The organism is Paenibacillus sp. SER-28 (assembly GCF_052906305.1).
Genome location: NZ_JBRECM010000018.1, coordinates 1 through 17,186 on the forward strand (window position 1 = coordinate 1; position 17,186 = coordinate 17,186).

Here is a 17,186-nt window from a genome sequence, read left to right on the forward strand (position 1 = left end):
CACGACCGTTAAGCCCTCCAGCGCCGATGGTACTTGGACCGCAGGGTCCTGGGAGAGTAGGACGTCGCCAAGCAAAAGTGAAAAGGATGATAATCTCATTGAGATTATCATCCTTTTTTTATGCGTTTTTAGATGACCACCTGTTTCTAAGGTTGACAGAGAGAATAGGGTTTGCCACACTCTAAGTGTGTAATCTTTTGTCCAAGTATACAAGCGAGGTGACGAAGTTATGGAGATCAGACAATTACAACGTGAGGAATTTGAAGCGGCTATTGAATTATCCCAATATGCTTTTCAGTTTACAATGTCCCAGGAAGACTTGGAAAAATCCAAGAAGAAATTCAAACCTGAGCAAACATGGGGAATATTCGACGGACATGACTTGAATGCTAAACTGACTTTGTTACCGCTACAGGTATACATAAACGGTCAGGTTTTTGATATGGGAGGCATTGCTGGTGTGGCAACATGGCCAGAAAAGCGTCGTGGAGGCATGGTTTCACGTTTGTTGACGCATGCGCTTGAAGAGATGAAGTCTGCGGGACAAAGCCTTTCTTTTCTGCATCCTTTCTCCTTTGCCTTCTATCGTAAATTTGGATGGGAAACGTATATTGAATACAAAAAGTACGTCATTCCCATTGAAAAATTCCCTGCAAAACTTAAAACAGAGGGTACAGTCAAACGCGATGTCAACGATATTTTAGAATTGGACCAAGTGTATCAAGCGTATGCATCTCGTTATAATGGCACGCTGGTACGAGATAAGGAATGGTGGCAAGAGCGGATTTTAAATGAGAATTATCGAACTGCGGTATATTACTCAGAAACAGGCGATCCTCAGGGATATGCACTGTACAAAATTGAAAATAAACAGTTGAATTGTGATGAGTTGGTTTATGAAAATGAGACGGCCCGTCGGGCTTTATGGACTTATTTTGCAAATCATGACTCCATGATAACCCATGGTAAATTTATTTACGTTCCAGCAAATGACAATCTGCCATTTTTACTTGATGATCCGCGAATTCAACAGGAGACCGTGCCTTATTTTATGGGCCGTATTGTGGATGCAGCTGCTTTTGTAGAAAGATACCCTTTTGAGCAGGTTGGAGAGGAAACACGTTTAACCTTAAATCTGATAGATCGATATGCACCATGGAATGAAGGAGTATGGAGATTAACAATTACTACGGAAGGGAAAGGACATCTGGAGAGAGTGGATACAAGCAATTCATCTGAAAACGCTATGGTAGCTGACTTGAAACTTGGGATTCAGTCATTGACGACTCTGATGCTTGGCTACCAGCAGGCTGATGATCTGTATAAGTGGGGGCGTATTGAAGGGGGCAGTGAATTTGTGTCTGCGCTTAAACGTGTAATACCAGTAAAACAAACGTTTTTATTGGATTTTTTCTGATAAAGGCCCATTTAGATCTTCTTATGTTCCCGTTTTTCAGGGAATATAACTTATGTGCTTATTATAATTTACAAAACTCTTTCTGTAATTGGGAAGAGTTTTTTTATGGTATTGTATAAAACATAATTAGATTGCGAAAAATGGTATTGACCCCTTGGCAAAAATGAATAATGTGCTATAATATGAGTATAGTCAAAGAAAGTCAAAGTCAATCAAACCTCGTGAGGTTCTGTAGAAGTATTTTGATGGATTGGCCGTATAAAGTAATTTTAATAGCAAAGTAGCAAACGAGGATCGAAATGATTTGCGTATAGTTAGGAACTGCCTTTTATGAAAATAAGAGAAGTGTATGACTAATCGCAAATAAAGGCCACACTAGAGAATAAACGGTACAATTCCAATGAGTGTAGAACAGGCAACAGCCTGAATACAGCTTAGATTCGTGACTTTACCGTTTGGTTAAGTTCAATATACGGCGGACTCTGTGGAGCGTGAAATGTACTTGAATACTTGCGTTTCCGTTAGTGGAGGATGATGAAATGCGCAATGTTTCCGATATTATTGAACAATATTTAAAGAGTATATTGCTGGAAAGTCCCCAAGGTTTAGTGGAGATTCAGCGCAATGATCTGGCTGACCGCTTTTCCTGCGTGCCGTCGCAAATTAATTATGTAATTAGCACCCGGTTTACGCTGGAAAAAGGCTATGTGGTGGAAAGTAAGCGTGGTGGCGGGGGCTACATTCGCATTCAGCGAATTCAGCTGCCTGCACAACATGCCATCCATACACATCTTCATCAGAGTATCGGGGAGGAAATTAGCCAATCAGCAGCAGAAGGACTGATTTATCAGTTAGAGGAGGCCCATTTTTTAAGCAAAAGGGAAGCTAATCTAATGAAGGCTGCTTTATCTAGGGATACATTATTACTGAAGCTTCCCTATCGTGATCAACTGCGAGCAAGATTGCTTAAGGCTATGCTGATCTCGTTGCTGGCGACCAAATAGTGTGTGAATAGAGACTAACGTTTGGATGTAGGGATTGGTATAAATCCTGACATTAAAGGAGGTGCTTTTATGCTGTGCCAAGAATGTAATATGCGGCCGGCAACTTTGCATTTCACCAAAATTGTGAATGGCGAAAAGACAGAGTTTCATATTTGTGAGACGTGTGCCAAGGAAAAAGGGGAGATGATCCCTGGAACACCTAACGGCTTTTCGATTCATAGCTTGTTGTCGGGGATGCTGGATTTTGACTCCAGTACAAAGAGCCAGTCTCCAGGCCACAGTGGTCCGCAAAACCTGCAATGCAAGGATTGTGGCATGACCTATGCACAGTTTAGTAAGCTGGGACGTTTCGGATGCCCGTCGTGCTATCAATACTTTGATAGTCGTCTGGACCCTCTGTTCAAGCGTGTGCATGGCAGTACGAATCATGTTGGTAAAGTTCCAGTTCGCACTGGAGGCCGACTGAAGGTAAAACGGCAAATTGACGATTTGAAAAAAGAGATGCAACAGCATATTGTACAGGAAGAATTTGAATCAGCTGCTGAGCTTAGGGATCAAATCAGAGAGCTTGAAAAAGAAATGACTGAAGAGTAAAGTTTGTGAAGAGTAGGAGGGATGCGTAATGCCCAGTATTCGGTTTACGGAGAAGCCGCTAAGTGACTGGATGCGTGGTGATGCTGCGGATTCGGAGATTGTCATTAGCAGCCGGGTGAGAATTGCGCGTAACTTGCAGCAACTGCCTTTTCCCATGCTTGCTACCAATCAGCAGTCGGAAGAAGCACTTCAACGCTTAACGGATATCCTTCAGTATGATGATTTAGGTGGTTTTGGTACTTTTCATACGTTGAAAATATCCGAGTTGGATGAGATCGACAAGCGGGTGCTGGTTGAGAAGCATTTGATTAGTCCTAATTTGGCGAACGAATCTCGTAACGGTGCTGTTTTAATTAGCGATGATGAATCGGTTAGTGTTATGATAAACGAAGAGGATCATCTGCGAATCCAGTGCTTATATCCGGGATGTCAGGTTAGGGAAGCTTGGGAACGCGCTATGATTATTGATGATGCATTTGAAGCGCATGTTGATTATGCATTTGATGATCGGAGAGGTTTTCTGACCAGTTGTCCGACGAATGTCGGCACAGGTATGAGAGCTTCGGTGATGATGCATTTGCCCGCATTAGTCATGACTCATCAAATCAATCGTATATTGTCTGCTGTTTCACAGGTAGGTCTTACGGTTCGCGGCATTTACGGTGAAGGTAGCGAAGCGGTCGGAAATTTGTTTCAGGTATCTAATCAGATTACACTAGGACAAACCGAAGCGGAAATTATAGAGAATCTACATGGCGTGGTGCTACAAATTATTGAGCACGAGCGTTCTGCCAGAGAACGGCTAATGAATGAATCTATGCTGCGAATTACAGATCGGGTGATGCGTTCATTCGGTATTTTGTCATATGCAGCAGTACTGGATTCCAAGGAGGCTGCACAGCGGCTGTCCGATGTGCGTCTTGGCGTAGATTTGGGGATTTTGGAGCGTCCTTCCACCGCAGCGATGAATGAGCTGAATGTGATGACACAACCCGGGTTCCTGCAAAAAAGCTTTGGGGATAAAATGAATACCGAAGAGCGCGATATGTACCGGGCGAAGCTGATCCGGCAAAAATTAGGCACAACCCTTTAATATATAGAATGATCTGAAATACACACTGTGGAGGTGCAGGATATATGATGTTTGGAAGATTTACGGAACGTGCACAGAAAGTGCTTGCTTTGGCTCAGGAAGAAGCTGTTCGATTGGGACACAACAACATTGGCACAGAGCACATTTTGCTAGGCCTCATTCGTGAAGGTGAAGGAATAGCAGCGAAAGCCTTAATCGGTTTAGGACTGGGACTGGAAAAAATCCAGGATGAAGTGGAAACGCTGATTGGACGTGGTCAAGAGCAACCGACGAACATTGCCTATACTCCACGCGCCAAAAAAGTCATCGAACTGTCTATGGATGAAGCCCGTAAACTGGGCCATACCTATGTAGGTACAGAACATATTTTGCTTGGTCTTATTCGTGAAGGCGAAGGCGTAGCAGCACGTGTACTGAATAACCTGGGCATTAGCCTGAACAAAGCGCGTCAGCAAGTGCTTCAATTACTCGGTAGCAGCGAGGCTGTTTCCAGCCATCACGGTGCTCCAGCTAATGTCAGCACGCCAACTCTGGACAGTCTGGCACGCGATCTGACGGCATCTGCGAAGGAAAACAACCTGGACCCTGTTATTGGGCGTAGCAAGGAAATCGAACGCGTGATTCAGGTGCTCAGCCGCCGTACAAAGAACAATCCGGTTCTGATTGGTGAGCCTGGGGTAGGTAAAACGGCGATTGCCGAAGGATTGGCCCAAAAAATCATAGCGAATGAGATTCCCGAAACGTTGCGCGACAAGCGCGTAATGACACTGGATATGGGTTCTGTGGTAGCAGGCACCAAGTATCGTGGTGAATTCGAGGATCGTTTGAAAAAAATTATGGACGAGATTCGTCAAGCGGGTAATATCGTGTTGTTCATTGATGAGCTGCATACGCTGATTGGTGCTGGTGGAGCGGAAGGCGCAATTGATGCGTCCAACATCCTGAAACCTGCTCTGGCACGTGGCGAGCTACAATGCATCGGTGCGACCACGCTGGATGAATACCGCAAATATATTGAGAAAGATGCTGCTTTGGAGCGTCGTTTTCAACCAATTACAGTGGATCAACCTTCTCCAGAAGAGGCGATTCAAATCTTGTATGGTCTGCGTGACCGTTACGAAGCGCATCACCGTGTAAAGATCACAGATGAGGCTATTGAAGCGGCCGTAAAATTGTCAGATCGTTATATCACCGACCGCTTCCTGCCAGATAAGGCTATTGACCTTATTGATGAGGCGGGCTCCAAAGTAAGGCTGAATTCTTACACTGTACCGCCAAACCTGAAACAGCTGGAAAACCGTCTGGAAGATATCCGTAAGGAAAAGGATTCAGCGGTACAAAGTCAGGAGTTTGAAAAAGCGGCAGCGCTGCGTGATACAGAGCAAAAAATCCGTGAAGAGTTAGACGTGACGAAAAACCAATGGAAAGAACAACAGGGTCGTACAGATTCCGAAGTTACCCCAGAGGATATCGCTCAAGTCGTTGCAATCTGGACAGGTGTTCCAGTCAGCAAGCTGAAAGAGGAAGAAACACACCGCTTGTTGAATATGGAAGAGTTGCTGCATGAGCGGGTAATTGGACAGGATGAAGCAGTTAAGGCAGTAAGCCGGGCGATTCGCCGGGCACGTGCCGGACTGAAAGATCCGAAGCGTCCAATTGGTTCCTTTATTTTCCTCGGTCCAACTGGGGTTGGTAAAACAGAGTTGGCACGTGCTTTGGCTGAATCCATGTTTGGAGATGAAAATGCGGTTATCCGTATCGATATGTCCGAATATATGGAGAAACACTCCACGTCCCGTCTGGTAGGAGCGCCTCCAGGGTACGTTGGATATGAAGAAGGCGGTCAACTGACTGAGAAGGTACGTCGTAAGCCATACTCTGTTGTGTTGCTGGATGAAATTGAAAAAGCACACCCAGAAGTATTCAATATTCTTCTGCAAGTGCTGGAAGATGGTCGTCTGACAGATTCCAAAGGTCGTGTCGTTGATTTCCGTAATACACTCATCATCTTAACATCTAATGTTGGTGCACAGGCGATTAAACGTAACTCCACGCTTGGTTTTACAGCTGTAGTGGACGCTGGAGCGGATTACGATAATATGAAGGGCAAAGTGATGGATGAACTGAAGAAAAGCTTCCGTCCTGAGTTCTTGAACCGGATTGATGAAATTATCGTTTTCCATTCTCTCGAAGAAAAACATATTGCCGAAATTGTATCACTCATGTCTGAGGAGCTGCGTAAGCGCCTGAATGAGTATGAGGTGGACTTCGAGTTGACAGACAACGCTAAAAAATTCCTTGCCAAGGAAGGTTTTGATCCAGCGTATGGTGCGCGTCCTTTGCGTCGTGCAATCCAGAAGCATATTGAAGATCGCCTGTCCGAGGAACTGTTGACTGGCAACATTACTAAAGGTGACTCTCTCTTCATTGATGAGGAGAACGGTGCATTGACTGTAACCAAAAAGGATAATGTATCTGCCAAGTCCTAAAGCAGTTTACTAAATAAATAGTAGAAAAGGGTGTCTCGCAAGCTGGAAAGCTATTGCGAAGACACCCTTTTTGTGTATAAAACACGGTGAAAAGGTTGGGTAAATGCTTTGGGAAAGTTTGTGATATTGCTTTACGTCCGCCAAGCTTCAATGGTAAACTTTTATTGTTACAGCTCTTTCTGGGCTGTATGAACATAAATTTGACATCATCGTCGTCATAAGGAGCCAGGGAACAAAGTATGGCTAAAGTGAAAACTAAATTTTCCTGTACGGAATGTGGTTATGAATCGCCCAAATGGTACGGAAAATGTCCTGGATGCCAGGCATGGAATTCCATGGTCGAAGAAACGGAAAGCGTTGTAAAAACTCAAGGAATGGGATCTTCCCTTCTTACTCATAGCACAAAAGACAAGCCACTCCCTATTATAGAGGTGGAGAGTGGCAAAGAAACACGAATTTTGACGGGAATTGGCGAATTGAATCGAGTACTCGGTGGAGGTGTGGTGCCGGGTTCACTCGTTTTGGTGGGCGGTGATCCGGGAATCGGTAAATCTACGCTCATGCTGCAAACATCTAATGAACTGGCTTTAACTGGTTTAAAGGTGCTGTACGTGTCTGGTGAGGAATCTGTCCGTCAAACGAAACTACGTGCAGATCGGCTCGGTGCCTTGTCCCCCAGCCTATACGTATTATGTGAGACGAATTTGGAGACGATTGAAGAAGCAGTGGACAGCTTGAAGCCGGAGTTTTTGGTCATCGACTCGATACAGACTGTATATTTGCCTGAGGTGACGAGTGCACCAGGTAGTGTGGCTCAGGTGCGGGAGTGTACTTCACGCTTTATGCGAATTGCCAAGGGGCTCGGTATTGCTACGGTATTGGTAGGACATGTGACCAAGGAAGGGGCCATTGCAGGTCCGCGTTTGTTGGAACATATGGTTGATTGTGTACTTTATTTTGAAGGAGAGCGTCACCATACGTATCGGCTTTTGCGTGCAGTTAAAAATCGTTTCGGTTCTACAAATGAAATTGGTATTTTTGAAATGGCTGAAAGCGGTTTGCGTGAGGTGTCGAATCCTTCTGAACTTTTCCTGTCTGAACGACCACTGGGTGTGGCAGGTTCTACTGTTGTAGCCAGTATGGAAGGAACCCGGCCTGTATTGGTTGAACTGCAAGCATTGATTGCAGCTACACATTTTCCCTCTCCACGCCGAATGGGCACAGGAGTCGACCATCATCGAATGGGATTAATCATAGCCGTGCTAGAAAAGCGGATGGGCATGTTTTTGCAAAACCAGGACGCTTATCTCAACGTAGCGGGAGGCGTGAAGTTGGATGAACCGGCGGTGGATTTGGCTATAGCTGTGAGTATTGCTTCCAGCTTTAGGGATGCTCCTACAAAGCCGTATGATGTGATTTTTGGCGAGGTTGGACTGACAGGTGAGGTGCGCGCGGTATCCCGAGCAGAACAGCGAGTACGAGAAGCGGAGAAACTAGGTTTCAAACGGGTGATCATGCCGGAGAAAAGCTTGAAGGGCTGGACACATCCGAAAGGGATACAAATTATAGGAGTAGGAACGGTGGCAGATGCACTGGCAGCCGCATTAGATTAGGGGGCATTGAGAATGAAAGAAGCGAGCCAACTGGATAAAATGAACGATTTGCTGCGGCTTGTGGCACCGGGAACTCCCTTTCGCGACGGGTTGGAAAACGTTTTGCGTGCCAAAACGGGTGCTCTTCTGGTCGTTGGCTATAGCCCAGAAGTTATGGAAGTCGTGGATGGCGGTTTCTCCATCAATTGTGATTTTTCACCGAACTATTTGTATGAGTTGGCTAAAATGGACGGCGCAATCATATTGAGCGAGGATTTAAAACGAATTTTATATGCCAATACACAACTGATTCCGGACTCCTCCATTTCTTCAATTGAAACAGGAATTCGGCACCGGACAGCAGAACGAGTTGCAAAGCAAACTGGCAAATTAGTTGTGTCTATTTCCCAGCGGCGTAATATTATTACCTTGTATCAGGGGACATTACGGTATGCGCTCAAGGAAATCGGGGTTATTCTAACGAAAGCCAATCAGGCTATTCAGACGTTAGAAAAATATAGATCCGTGTTGGGGCAAGCCTCTACGAATTTGACAGCATCTGAATTTGAAGAGCTGGTTACCATGCCGGAAGTCGTTAATGTCATCCAGCGGATCGAAATGGTGCTGCGCATCAAAATGGAAATCAAACGATTTATTAACGAGCTCGGAAATGAGGGCCGTCTGATTAGTATGCAGATGGAAGAGCTTGTCAGCAACATTGAGGAAGAAGCTTGGTTGCTGTATAAGGATTATGCCAAAGACGATAGCGACGAGAAGATTCGTGAAATTATATTGGGACTCAAACGTTCTACGGACGACGAATTGTTGGATGTGAATCATATTGTACGTTTACTAGGCTACCCTTCTTCAGCTGCGACATCAGAGGAGTATATTGCTGCACGTGGCTATCGGGTACTGAACAAGATACCGCGTTTGCCGAATGTGATTATTCATAATCTGGTGGAGCGGTTTGGACGTTTTCCACATGTCATCACAGCAACGATAGAAGAACTGGATGAAGTGGATGGTATTGGAGAGGTTCGTGCGCGTACGATTAAAGAAGGTCTTAAACGTTTGCAGGAACAAGTTTTCATTGACAGGCAAATGTAAATGTAATACAGTGAAAGGATTATAATGGAACAATTCATACATTGAGGTGAAGAGATGATTACCAAATCAATTCCGAACATGTGTACCTTAGGTAACTTGTTTCTCGGAATGATCGCCATTTTATTGGCTGTAGACGGAAAATACAGTCTTGCCGCTATTATGGTTATTGTCGCCATGTTGTTGGACGGACTGGATGGTAGGATGGCCCGGGTCCTGAATGCCCAAAGCGAATTCGGTAAAGAACTGGACTCCTTATCAGATATGATATCTTTTGGTGTTGCTCCCGCAGTTATTATGTACATGGTTGCTTTTCATGATGCGAATTCGGCTCTCGCTTGGACGGTTACTGCCATTTTCCCGATGTGCGGAGCGTTGCGTTTGGCTCGATTTAACGTACGTCCTGGTGTACCAGGTTATTTTACGGGGTTGCCAATTCCGGCAGCAGGTGGCGTATTAGCCACTTTGTCCTTATTCCATAACGATATTTCATTGTTATACATGTCGATTGCCATGTTGCTGGTTTCTTATTTGATGGTCAGCTCCATGAGATATCCGAATTTTAAAAAGGTCGGCCTTCCGAAAAAAGCGATCTGGGTTGCTCCATGGGTCGTAATTGCAGCGGTGGTGTTGGCTGTTAAATTCCCTGACCAGCTGTCGAAGCTGATTTTTGTGCCGCTGGTGCTGTATGCATTGTATGGTATGAAGCTGAACATTCGTAAGCTGTCACGCAGACGTGGACGTGATCGGGAGCGTTCCAGTCAGGAAGAACAGGACGATCAATATCGTCATTCACAGCGCTAGTATCAAGCAAGAACAAGAATAAGCATTTATTTCCTTGAATCATTTTAGGGAGATAAATGCTTTTTTTTATGCATAAAAAGTGAAATTACAGGGTTAGTTATGTGGGAAATGGATCATACTGGTAAGAGAAATGCTATGTATCCAACAAGCAGCAGACTATATGCAAAGAAAATAAAGGAGGTATAGAGACTCAATGTGGAGAAAGGCTATTTTAACTTTTACAGGATTGTGCGGAGCATGGTTTGGCTATACGTTATACCAGCGGGTAGGAGGCATTGTATCGTGGATGCCACAATGGTTGAGTGATGGGTCTTTACCGGGAATGATTGTTTGGATGATGGCGGGAGCAGTGCTATTTATGGCTGGGTGTTCATTCGCAGGGGCATCCGTGGCAAATCGATTGCAGCAGGGCATTGAAGGCTTGGTACGAATTCCGATGAACGAGATGATGGCAGGTGTGATTGGTTTAGCGGTGGGATTGACGCTTTCCTTAGCAGTTTATCCGCTTTTTTCATGGTTGGGGGCCCCAGGTCAACTTATCCAGACCGCTGTTACCGTGATATGCGGATATGTAGGATTGATGGTTGGACTAGAAAAGCGGGACGAGCTGTCATCCTTTTGGAGTTCTGGTTTTTTTGGTCGGGGAACGGGTGTAGAAGAACGCAAGCTGGAGGAACATAAAATATTGGACACCAGCGTCATTATAGATGGACGTATTGCAGATATTTGCAAGACAGGTTTTATTGAAGGAACGATTGTGATTCCTGAATTTGTGCTGGAGGAGCTTCAGCATATTGCAGATTCATCAGATTTACTTAAGCGTAATCGTGGACGCCGGGGTCTGGATATTTTGAATAAAATCCAAAAAGAGCTGGATGTGAATGTGCTCATTTACGAAGGTGATTTTGAGGAAATTTCAGAGGTCGACAGTAAGCTGGTCAAGCTGGCAAAGGTGTTGCAGGGTAAAGTTGTAACTAATGATTTTAACCTGAATAAAGTATGCGAACTGCAAGGTGTATCGGTGCTAAATATTAACGATTTGGCGAATGCAGTGAAGCCTGTCGTATTGCCCGGCGAGGAAATTATGGTGCAGATTATTAAAGACGGCAAGGAGCATGGGCAGGGTGTAGCCTATCTGGATGATGGCACGATGATTGTTGTAGAAGGCGGACGTGACTATATTGGCTCTCTGATGGAGGTACTGGTCACGAGTGTACTTCAGACCTCTGCCGGTCGTATGATCTTTGCTAAACCAAAATTATTGGAAAAAGCTCAATAAACGCGGTATGATGAAGTAGATGTGTTATCATACGGATCGTCCAAAGCGATCAGGGCAGGAGTTATTTGAATGAACAATCGGGTAGGAGTTGTCATTGTGGCAGCAGGGCGCGGCTCCCGTATGGGGACGCAGGAGAGCAAGCAATTTCTGCTTTTGCGGGACAAGCCCATCTTCATACATACACTTGAAATATTCGCAGCTATGCCCGAAGTGGATGAAATGGTGATGGTGACTGGGACAGGAGATGTGGAACGCTGCCGAGATTGGATTCATCAATACAAAATCGGTAAAAATGTACGGGTGGTGGCTGGTGGCAATGAACGCCAGCATTCGGTTTATCGCGGTCTGCGCCACTTACAAGCGGATTGGGTGATGGTGCATGATGGTGTGCGTCCACTCATTCAACCTGAGCTTGTACGTTCATGCCTTGAGGCAGCCCAGCGTACTGGTGCTTCTGTAGCGGCAGTACCTGTAAAGGATACAGTCAAGCAAGTGAACGGGGATGGTATCATTACAGCAACGCCGGATCGCCGAAGTCTGTGGAGTATTCAAACGCCACAGACTTTTCGTCTTTCCGATCTGCTGCGAGCCTATGAGGAAGCGGAGCAGTCGGGATTCTTGGGAACAGATGATTCTATGCTGATAGAGCGGCTAGGAATTCCGGTTACTGTCGTTCAAGGCAGCTACAAGAACATCAAAATTACTACGCCTGAGGATTTGGATATGGCGGCGTTATGGGTAAAAACAGAGGGAGAGGATATCAAATGATCAGAGTGGGACAAGGATTTGACGTCCACCAGCTGGTGGAAGGAAGGCCATGCATCATCGGAGGTGTGAATATTCCGTATGAAAAAGGTTTGTTGGGCCATTCCGATGCAGACGTGCTGCTGCATGCCATTAGTGATGCTATCCTAGGCGCGCTTGGCTTGGGAGACATCGGGAAGCATTTTCCGGATAATGACCCAGAATTTAAGGATGCCGACAGTCTTAAGCTACTGGAGCATGTGTGGGGGCTAGCTAAAGAGCGAGGATATCGCTTGGGGAATATTGATTCTACGATTATCGCACAAAAGCCCAAAATGGCATCGTATATTCCGCAGATGAATGAGGTCATCGCACGGGCGCTGGAAGCAGAGGAGCTATCCCAGGTGAACGTCAAGGCGACCACGACAGAGCAACTCGGGTTTCCCGGACGGGGTGAAGGAATCGCGGCTCAATCGGTTGTCTGTCTTATCAAGTAAATGCTATCATCTTGAGTAATTCAATTTGGAGGAGATTATATGAGCACGGAAGTTCGTGTACGCTATGCACCAAGCCCTACAGGGCATCTGCACATTGGAAATGCCAGAACGGCATTATTTAATTATTTGTTTGCTCGCAATCAAGGTGGAAAATTTATTATTCGTATTGAAGACACAGATGTGAAACGCAATATTGAGGGCGGAGAAGAAAGCCAACTTAAATATTTGAAATGGTTGGGTATGGACTGGGATGAGAGCGTAGACGTGGGAGGCGAGTTTGGACCTTATCGTCAGACGGAACGCTTGGACATATATAAAACGTACTGGCAGGATTTGCTGGATCGTGGTTTGGCTTATCGCTGTTACTGCACTGAAGAAGAGCTGGAGCGCGAGCGTGAAGAACAGACGGAACGTGGGGAGACACCACGCTATTCTGGAAAACATCGTGATCTAACAGAAGAACAGTGCCAGGCATTCGAAGCAGAGGGCCGTGTACCAAGTATTCGTTTTCGCGTACCGGAAGATCGTGAATATACGTTTGATGATATCGTTAAAGGTCAAATTACGTTTAATTCCAAGGAAAGCGGCGATTTTGTTATCGTCAAAAAGGATGGTATTCCGACATATAACTTCGCTGTAGCGGTTGACGATTATTTGATGAAAATATCGCATGTACTACGGGGCGAAGACCATGTTTCCAATACACCGCGGCAGTTGATGATCTTTGAAGCTCTCGGCTGGGAACCGCCACGCTTCGGTCATATGACGCTGATTGTAGGCGAGGATCACAAAAAGCTCAGTAAGCGTAACGAATCCATTATTCAGTTCATGGAGCAGTATGACAAGTTGGGCTATTTACCAGAAGCTATATTCAACTTCATTGCACTACTGGGCTGGTCCCCGGAAGGCGAAGAAGAGATCTATGATCGGGAACAACTGATTTCGATTTTCGATCCTAATCGTTTGTCCAAAAGTCCAGCTGTGTTTGATACCAATAAGCTTGCTTACCTGAATAATCACTATATTAAAAAGGCTGATCCTGAGCGAATTGCCAGCATGGCGATTCCACATCTCCAGGCAGCGGGGCTGTTGCCGACTGAACTGTCTTCGGAACAACTGGATTGGGCTAAGGCCCTTGTTCGTTTATACCAGGAACAGATGACTTCTGCATCCGATATTGTAGCGTTGTCTGAGTTGTTTTTCCGTTCACATCTGGAGCTGGATGCTGAAGCAGCAGCTGTATTGGCCGAAGAGCAGGTTCCTGAGGTACTTAGAGCTTTTGCAGGTAAAGTTGAAACGAGTGAGGAATTTACAGCTCCACAAATGGCTAAGCTGATCAAGGAAGTTCAAAAGGAAACGGGTTTTAAGGGAAAACAACTATTCATGCCGATTCGTGTGGCTCTTACAGGCCAAACGCATGGACGAGATCTGAATGAAACCATCTTTTTGCTCGGACGTGACAAGGTACTGGATCGTCTCAAGGCACAAATTAAAGGCTGATATTTCTTGTCAATTTGTTGTCTTTTCGCTATAATGACTCCATTGATACGGATTGATATTTACGTGTAAAGGCTGCGAACAGGAGAAGTACACTGCATATGGGCATCTGCCAGAGAGGACGGTCGAGGGGAAACTCCAGGCTGAGAGCCGTCCAGATGACCTGCGGAGGAAATGCGCCTGGGAGCCGTGCGCCCGAACTTTCATTAGCGTCAAATGCTGATGTGACAAGGGCGTGCCGAGTCGTTCCCGTTACAGGACGCCAAAGACGGACTGTCTGCTTTTTATGCAGCAGATATGTTCGAAGCAGAGTGGGACCACGTTCATGCGTCTCTGCAGCTTAGGCTGCGGAGACGCTTTTTCTTTTTTATCAGACTCAGACTCGTTATAGATTGAAAAATGTCGAAGAGTGCTGGTGGATGCGAAAATTGGCGGAACGTGAAGTGTAGTGATGATGCGGCAAGGATATGAAGGGAATAGGAGGGCGACATGTTCAGACATTTCAAATCCGACATTCAGACTGTTTTGGATAATGATCCGGCCGCCCGGAGTAAGCTGGAGGTCATTTTTACGTATTCCGGCGTTCATGCCCTTTGGGCACATCGAATCGCACATTGGTTTTATTTGCGAAACTGGTGTACTCTAGCCCGTGTTATATCCCAGGTATCAAGGTTTATGACAGGCATTGAAATTCATCCTGGCGCTCGTATCGGAGATCGGCTGTTCATTGATCATGGCATGGGAGTTGTCATCGGTGAAACCTGTGAGATTGGCGACGATGTCATATTGTATCAGGGGGTCACACTCGGTGGGACTGGGAAAGAGAAAGGGAAGCGCCATCCGACCATTGGGAATAATGTTGTTATCGGCTCCGGTGCAAAGATATTAGGTTCTTTCACGATTGGGGCACAATCCAACATTGGCTCTAACTCGGTTGTGCTCAAAGAAGTTCCACCAAACAGTACGGTGGTGGGCATCCCGGGGCGAGTTGTCAGACAGGATGGTAGGCGTCCAGACCGACTTAGTCATCAATTGCCTGATCCGGTTGTGGACTCTATGCGAGAACTTCAACGGGAAATAGAACGTTTGCGTGCAGAAATGTCTGATTTGAAGGATGGGGCATCTGCTCAGAAACATCAGGTGACCCAAGAGAATAAATTAGAAAAATGATTTTCATGAGGGAGGAACATAACAATGCCGCTTCAAATTTATAATACAATGACGAGGAGTCGGGAGCCTTTTGTGCCACTGGAGCCTGGAAAGGTTAAAATGTATGTATGCGGACCTACCGTGTATGATTACATTCATATTGGCAATGCACGACCTGTAATTGTATTTGACGTGGTGCGCAGCTACCTGGAGTACTTGGGCTATGATGTAAACTATGTGGTGAATTTTACGGATGTCGATGATAAATTAATCCGCAAAGCTCGGGAACTTGATATGGAGGTTTCGGCAGTTGCTGAGAAATTTATTGCTGCCTACCATGAGGATCTGGCAGGATTGAATGTTCCTGCTGCCAGTATGAACCCTCGTGTAACAGAGAGCATGGACCTGATTATTGATTTTATTAAGGAATTGGTAGACAAGGACTATGCCTATGAGAATGATGGCGATGTGTTCTATCGAACCAAAAAGTTCAAAGATTACGGACAACTGTCAGGTCAAAATCTGGAAGAGCTTCAGTTCGGTATTCGCATCAATGTGGATGAGCGCAAGGAAAATGCTGAGGACTTTGTACTCTGGAAGGCAGCGAAACAGGGCGAAATTTATTGGTCGAGCCCTTGGGGAGATGGGCGACCAGGCTGGCATATCGAATGCTCTGCTATGGCTCGCCATTATTTGGGGGATACACTGGATATTCATGGGGGCGGACAGGATCTGCAATTTCCGCATCATGAATGTGAATGCGCACAATCCGAAGTGATCACGGGTAAGCCATTATCTCGCTACTGGATGCATAACGGCTATATTCGCATAGATAATGAAAAAATGTCGAAATCACTCGGTAATGGTATTTTGGTTAAAGATTTGCGCGCTCATCACAAGCCGGAGGCTTTACGTTATTTTATGTTGTCGACGCATTACCGGAATCCGTTGAACTACAACCAAGAGACTATGAGTCAGGCAGAGAACAGCGTCGAGCGGATCGCCAATGCAGTTGCCAATGTGAAGCATCGTTTAGCTAATGCGCTGGAAGGTAATGGGGGAGTATCGACGGAACTGCAAACGAAGCTCGACGGAATTTTGCAGCAGTTTGGCGAAAAAATGAATGATGATTTCAATACACCTGATGCGATTACTGCTGTATTTGATTGGGTTAGCGAAGCAAACCATTTGTTGCAGCGAGATGTCGTACATCAGGCGGAACTACAAGCTGTATTGCATACCTTTCAATCGATGAATAACGTTCTTCGCATTTATTCGGAACCGAGTGAAGAGTTGCTGGATGACGAAATTGAGCAGTTAATTGCAGAACGTGTCGAAGCTCGTAAGACCAAAAACTGGGGTAGAGCTGACGAAATTCGCGATCTGTTGGCTGCAAAAGGCATTGTGCTTGAAGATACAGCGCAGGGTATGCGGTGGCGGCAAAAATGAGTGATAAGCCACTGAACTCAGGAGCATCGGCAGGTACGGGGAACTGGTTCCCGTACCCTGCGTCCAAGCCAGCTCGTTTGATGCCTCCCATTGCACTAGCTTATATTGGTGATGCAGTGTATGAGGTAGCTGTCCGGCAATATTTGTTGGCACAGCCCAACCTGCGTCCAAATCATCTGCACCGCCGAGCCACAGGGCTAGTCTCCGCCAAGGCGCAGAGTCGTATGTTGGGGCTATTGGAAAAGGTACTGACGGAAGAAGAACGCGATATTGTCCGACAAGGAAGAAATGCTAAATCAGGAAGTTTGCCTAAAAATGCTGATGTGCTTGAGTATCGTCATGCCACTGCACTGGAAGGGTTAATTGGATCTCTTTATTGTGATGGACATTTGGACAGATTAAGAGAGTTGATTACGTACGGAATTGCACAGATGGAAAATACAGAAAAATCATAAATGGGAACGGACTGGA

General features: G+C 45.7%; 15 protein-coding genes. All 15 read left to right on the forward strand.

Annotated elements, in window-relative coordinates; all coding sequences use genetic code 11:
- The first annotated feature begins 229 nt into the window (after positions 1-229).
- The 15 genes from ACUYLD_RS24480 to ACUYLD_RS24550 all read left to right on the forward strand — a co-directional run bounded on the left by ACUYLD_RS24480 (position 230) and on the right by ACUYLD_RS24550 (position 17,170).
- Positions 230-1,417, forward strand: a complete 1,188-nt coding sequence (locus tag ACUYLD_RS24480) for a GNAT family N-acetyltransferase (protein ID WP_446676182.1) — start codon at positions 230-232, stop codon at positions 1,415-1,417.
- A 539-nt stretch (positions 1,418-1,956) separates the two neighbouring features.
- Positions 1,957-2,421: a CtsR family transcriptional regulator gene (locus ACUYLD_RS24485; RefSeq protein ID WP_013312188.1), complete on the forward strand. Its 465-nt coding sequence runs from the start codon at positions 1,957-1,959 to the stop codon at positions 2,419-2,421.
- A 69-nt stretch (positions 2,422-2,490) separates the two neighbouring features.
- Complete coding sequence (locus tag ACUYLD_RS24490; RefSeq protein WP_023990574.1) at positions 2,491-3,015, forward strand: UvrB/UvrC motif-containing protein; 525 nt, start codon at positions 2,491-2,493, stop codon at positions 3,013-3,015.
- A 28-nt stretch (positions 3,016-3,043) separates the two neighbouring features.
- A complete protein-coding gene (locus ACUYLD_RS24495; RefSeq protein WP_446676183.1) occupies positions 3,044-4,108 on the forward strand; it encodes a protein arginine kinase in 1,065 nt (354 codons plus the stop codon).
- A 44-nt stretch (positions 4,109-4,152) separates the two neighbouring features.
- A complete protein-coding gene (gene clpC / locus ACUYLD_RS24500) occupies positions 4,153-6,597 on the forward strand; it encodes an ATP-dependent protease ATP-binding subunit ClpC (RefSeq protein WP_023990572.1) in 2,445 nt (814 codons plus the stop codon).
- Positions 6,598-6,836: 239 nt separating this feature from the next.
- Positions 6,837-8,210 carry a DNA repair protein RadA gene (gene radA, locus ACUYLD_RS24505; protein ID WP_013312184.1) on the forward strand — a complete coding sequence of 458 codons (1,374 nt, stop codon included), beginning with the start codon at positions 6,837-6,839 and terminating at the stop codon, positions 8,208-8,210.
- 12 nt (positions 8,211-8,222) lie between these two features.
- Entirely contained in the window at positions 8,223-9,299 is a 1,077-nt protein-coding gene (disA, locus tag ACUYLD_RS24510) for a DNA integrity scanning diadenylate cyclase DisA (RefSeq protein ID WP_013312183.1), read from the forward strand.
- 54 nt (positions 9,300-9,353) lie between these two features.
- Entirely contained in the window at positions 9,354-10,100 is a 747-nt protein-coding gene (gene pssA, locus ACUYLD_RS24515; protein ID WP_025723803.1) for a CDP-diacylglycerol--serine O-phosphatidyltransferase, read from the forward strand.
- A gap of 193 nt (positions 10,101-10,293) precedes the next feature.
- Positions 10,294-11,379, forward strand: coding sequence for a PIN/TRAM domain-containing protein (locus ACUYLD_RS24520; RefSeq protein ID WP_039274953.1), 1,086 nt, complete (start codon positions 10,294-10,296; stop codon positions 11,377-11,379).
- A gap of 69 nt (positions 11,380-11,448) precedes the next feature.
- Positions 11,449-12,147 carry a 2-C-methyl-D-erythritol 4-phosphate cytidylyltransferase gene (gene ispD, locus ACUYLD_RS24525; protein ID WP_061831389.1) on the forward strand — a complete coding sequence of 233 codons (699 nt, stop codon included), beginning with the start codon at positions 11,449-11,451 and terminating at the stop codon, positions 12,145-12,147.
- Positions 12,144-12,620 (forward strand): 2-C-methyl-D-erythritol 2,4-cyclodiphosphate synthase, encoded by a 477-nt coding sequence (ispF, locus tag ACUYLD_RS24530; RefSeq protein ID WP_025723806.1) that lies wholly within the window; start codon positions 12,144-12,146, stop codon positions 12,618-12,620. Before ispD ends, ispF begins: the two co-directional genes overlap by 4 nt.
- A 39-nt stretch (positions 12,621-12,659) precedes the next feature.
- On the forward strand, positions 12,660-14,120 hold the full coding sequence (gene gltX, locus ACUYLD_RS24535; RefSeq protein WP_069290485.1) for a glutamate--tRNA ligase: 1,461 nt from the start codon (positions 12,660-12,662) through the stop codon (positions 14,118-14,120).
- Positions 14,121-14,606: 486 nt separating this feature from the next.
- Positions 14,607-15,287, forward strand: a complete 681-nt coding sequence (gene cysE / locus ACUYLD_RS24540; protein ID WP_069290484.1) for a serine O-acetyltransferase — start codon at positions 14,607-14,609, stop codon at positions 15,285-15,287.
- Positions 15,288-15,311: 24 nt separating this feature from the next.
- On the forward strand, positions 15,312-16,715 hold the full coding sequence (gene cysS, locus ACUYLD_RS24545) for a cysteine--tRNA ligase (protein ID WP_446676184.1): 1,404 nt from the start codon (positions 15,312-15,314) through the stop codon (positions 16,713-16,715).
- The gene (locus ACUYLD_RS24550) at positions 16,712-17,170 is read left to right on the forward strand and encodes a Mini-ribonuclease 3 (protein ID WP_069290482.1); all 459 of its coding nucleotides are present in this window, start codon (positions 16,712-16,714) and stop codon (positions 17,168-17,170) included. The genes cysS and ACUYLD_RS24550 overlap by 4 nt, the downstream gene beginning before the upstream one ends.
- Positions 17,171-17,186 lie beyond the last annotated feature (16 nt).